This window comes from Mesorhizobium sp. M7A.F.Ca.US.006.04.2.1, from assembly GCF_004022915.1.
Taxonomy (GTDB): domain Bacteria; phylum Pseudomonadota; class Alphaproteobacteria; order Rhizobiales; family Rhizobiaceae; genus Mesorhizobium; species Mesorhizobium ciceri.
Genome location: NZ_RZQA01000817.1, coordinates 1 through 2920, shown reverse-complemented (window position 1 = coordinate 2920; position 2920 = coordinate 1). Strand labels below are relative to the sequence as shown.

Below are 2920 nucleotides of genomic sequence, written 5' to 3'. Positions count from 1 at the left end.
ATTCGGGGTCGGCGTGGCGCGGCCGCTTCAGCAACGACATCGCCGGTGGACGGAGGAGGGCACGGCGGCTACCCTTCGAAAGCCGCGACGATCGAGCGGCGGACCGGTCGCTGGGAGTCGTTGCCGTTGAGAAGAGTTGCTTCGTGGACGATGGCGCTGGGTCTCATTGTCATCGTCGCGTGTGTGGGAGCCGGGGTCACGCTTGCCCAGACTTCGCCCGATCAGACTTCTCCCGACCTGGCTTCCCCCTCGGCCTCGCCGGCAAAAGAGATCTCGGTCGGGATAAAACAGGCGCCGCCTTTTGCGTTCAAGCTGCAGGACGGCAGCTGGTCGGGATTGAGCATCGACCTCTGGCAGAAAATGGCCGGGCGGCTCAACCTGCGCTTCCACTATGTCGAAGTGCCTGCCGTGCAGGACCAGATCGATGGCGTCGTCAGCGGCAGATTCGATGCGGCGATGGCCGCGATCACGGTCACGGCCGACCGCGAAAAGGCCGTCGACTTCACGCAGCCCTTCTTCACGACCGGGCTCGGCATCGCGACGCCGCTCAACAACCAGCCGTCATGGCGGCCGGTGCTGCATGCCCTGACGTCGTTCGGCTTCCTGCAGGCGGTTCTGGCGCTGGTCATCATATCGGTGGTGGTCGGCGTCCTCATCTGGATGTTCGAACGCCGGCACAATGACGATTTCGGCGGCGGCGTCGCCAAGGGACTGTTTTCCAGCATGTGGTGGTCGACCATCGCCGCGACGCAGGCCAGCACCGGTGATTTCGGCCCGCGAACCGTGCCGGGGCGCGCGCTGGCCGCGCTCTGGATGATGGGATCGATCATTGCGATCGCGGTGTTCACTGCGGGTGTCACATCGGTGCTGACGGTGACGCAGATGGAAGGCATGGTGCAGGGCGAAAGCGATCTCGCCGCGGTCAGGGTCGGCGCGGTGCAGAGCTCGTCGACGGCGTCCTATCTGGATTCGACCCAGATCCGTCATCAGGACTTTGCCTCGATCCAGCAAGGCCTCAACGCGCTTCGCGCCGGCAAGATCGACGCGCTGGTGCACGACAAGCCGCTGCTTGGCTGGCTGGTCGGGCAGAATTACGCGACAAGCCTGCAGATTCTCGATGCGACCTTCGACCAGCAGCAATATGCCATTGCGCTGCCGCTCGGCAGCCCGTTGCGCAAGTCTCTCGATGTCGCCCTCCTGCAGACCATCGAAAGCGATTGGTGGAAGCAGGCCGTCTTCCAGTATCTGGGCGAGAAGTAGCCGGCAGCAATTTCAGCGGTGCTATGCGCTGGAAGAACCGCCGTCGCTATCCGAGAGTGGCGGCCTGTCTTTCAGGGATGGATGGTTGCTGTCACTGGTCCAGGTCGACCGGTGTCACGCCAAGAAGTTTCAGGGCATTGGCATAGGTCCGGATGCCTTGCGCCTGCTTGCGCTCGGCACAGAACCGGTTCGCCTTGTCCTGGAGTGCCGTTGCCTCGGCGATCTGGCTCGCACTGGCACCGGGTTTGGCTTTGGTCTGGATGGCTCCGTCGAGTTGAAGACCGAGCCGGCTGCAATATTCGCTCCGGGTGACCGCCGCATCCGACTGTGCGACCGCAAGCACGGCGAGCGAAATGCCTGTCAGGGCACCCATCCATCCGGTCGAACGTCGTTGCATGTTTCGGGACCATTTCTTCGCGTTGTGCCGCAGGCCGCGTGACCGCCGCGAGGGTGGTTATGACAGGCGATGTTTTCGCGAGTTTTTCCCGGATGTTGAATCTTGTTTCTGGAGTGTGTCTGGCGGTGAAGCTGCCAATCTCCCCCACGAGGGGGGAGATCGGCGGTGTGCGGCGCTTGCGCCTCTTCCTTTGCGGCTATCCTTCGCGTAAGGCGCCGGGCAAATCGTTTCACGCAAGCAAAATTCCCCGGACACCGCATGATCAGACTTGAAAGCATCAGCAAGCAGAACGGCCGTCAGCTTGTCTTCATCGAAGCGTCGGCGTCCCTGCAGAAGGGCGAGAAGGTCGGCCTCGTCGGGCCGAACGGCGCCGGCAAGACGACGCTGTTTCGCATGATCACCGGCCAGGAGCAGCCAGACGAAGGCCAGGTGCAGGTCGATCGCGGCGTCGCCATCGGCTATTTCAGCCAGGATGTCGGCGACATGGAAGGCCACAGCGCTGTCGCCGAAGTGATGAACGGCGCCGGGCCGGTCAGCGAAGTCGCGGCCGAAATGGCGGCCCTCGAGGCGGCCATGGCCGATCCCGAGCAGGCCGACCAGATGGACGAGATCATCGAAAAATATGGCGAGGCGCAGCACCGCTTCGAGGAACTCGACGGCTATGCGCTGGATGGCCGCGCCCGCGAAGTGCTGGACGGTCTCGGCTTTTCGCAGGAGATGATGGACGGCGATGTCGGAAAGCTGTCCGGCGGCTGGAAGATGCGCGTGGCGCTGGCCCGCATCCTGTTGATGCGGCCCGACGCCATGCTGCTCGACGAGCCGTCGAACCATCTCGACCTGGAGAGCCTGATCTGGCTGGAATCCTTCCTGAAGAACTATGATGGCGCGCTGTTGATGACCTTGCACGACCGCGAGTTCATGAATCGCATCGTCAACAAGGTGGTCGAGATCGACGCCGGTTCGCTGACCGCCTATTCCGGAAACTACGAATTCTACCAGCAGCAGCGGGCGATCGCCGACAGGCAGCAGCAGGCTCAGTTCGAGCGCCAGCAGGCGATGCTGGCCAAGGAGATCGCCTTCATCGAGCGCTTCAAGGCGCGCGCCTCGCATGCCGCGCAGGTGCAGAGCCGGGTGAAGAAGCTGGACAAGATCGACCGCGTCGAGCCGCCGAAGCGCCGTCAAACCGTGTCCTTCGATTTCCTGCCGGCGCCGCGCTGCGGCGAGGATGTCGTGACGCTGAAGAACGTCCACAAGGGCTATGGC

Annotated in this window: 3 protein-coding genes; 2 read left to right on the top strand and 1 reads right to left on the bottom strand. The window is 63.3% G+C overall.

Translation table 11 applies throughout. From position 1 onward, the window contains the following. On the top strand, nucleotides 1-1260 hold a 1260-nt coding region (locus tag EN925_RS30545; RefSeq protein WP_348630371.1), incomplete at its 5' end, for a transporter substrate-binding domain-containing protein. A 91-nt stretch (nucleotides 1261-1351) separates the two neighbouring features. Here the strand turns inward: EN925_RS30545 and EN925_RS30540 are convergent. Next, complete coding sequence (locus tag EN925_RS30540) at nucleotides 1352-1657, bottom strand: hypothetical protein (RefSeq protein WP_024501716.1); 306 nt, start codon at nucleotides 1655-1657, stop codon at nucleotides 1352-1354. Between the two features lie 258 nt (nucleotides 1658-1915). On the opposite strand from EN925_RS30540, the gene EN925_RS30535 reads away from it, so the two are divergent. Then, the coding region (locus EN925_RS30535; RefSeq protein WP_164894487.1) for an ABC-F family ATP-binding cassette domain-containing protein at nucleotides 1916-2920 on the top strand (1005 nt) is incomplete at its 3' end.